The following is a 408-nucleotide window of genomic DNA, read 5'->3' as shown; positions in this document are numbered from 1 at the left end:
CTTAAAAGGCGGCGAATTCTGGCTTCGTCATCAACTACTAATATTTTTGTTTCGTTCGTTTGGTCCATGTTTTCCCCCTGCTTTCCTTCTGTTACTTTCATTTTATCAAATCGTGAGAAAGTTTGAGAACTGTGTCGCTTTCAAAGGACTATGCATAAGAATGAAGTCCGGCAAGCACTAGATTTACGAATATTAAATTAAACATAATAATAGCAAAACCGATTACGGCCAGCCATGCTGACTTCTCACCGTGCCAGCCTCTTGACAGTCTTAAATGCAAGTAAGCGGCATAAAACAAAAACGTGATCAGCGCCCATACTTCCTTAGGGTCCCAGCCCCAAAATCTCGTCCACGCGAGCTGAGCCCAAATCATCGCAAAGATCAGTGCGCCGAGCGTAAAGACCGGAA

General features: G+C 43.9%; 2 protein-coding genes. Both read right to left on the bottom strand.

The features are described 5' to 3' along the window. Window positions 1-68: hypothetical protein (locus tag RVS70_RS22880; RefSeq protein ID WP_268396636.1), on the bottom strand; the 68-nt coding region annotated here is incomplete at its 3' end. An 80-nt stretch (window positions 69-148) separates the two neighbouring features. Continuing rightward, window positions 149-408: cytochrome c biogenesis protein CcsA (ccsA, locus tag RVS70_RS22875; protein ID WP_321135034.1), on the bottom strand; the 260-nt coding region annotated here is incomplete at its 5' end.

The sequence above is a fragment of the Virgibacillus sp. M23 genome (genome assembly GCF_034190895.1).
In the GTDB taxonomy this organism is placed as follows: Bacteria; Bacillota; Bacilli; order Bacillales; family Amphibacillaceae; genus Virgibacillus; species Virgibacillus salarius.
The sequence above is the reverse complement of the archived record's forward strand: the minus strand, read 5'-3'. Positions and strand labels throughout refer to the sequence as shown.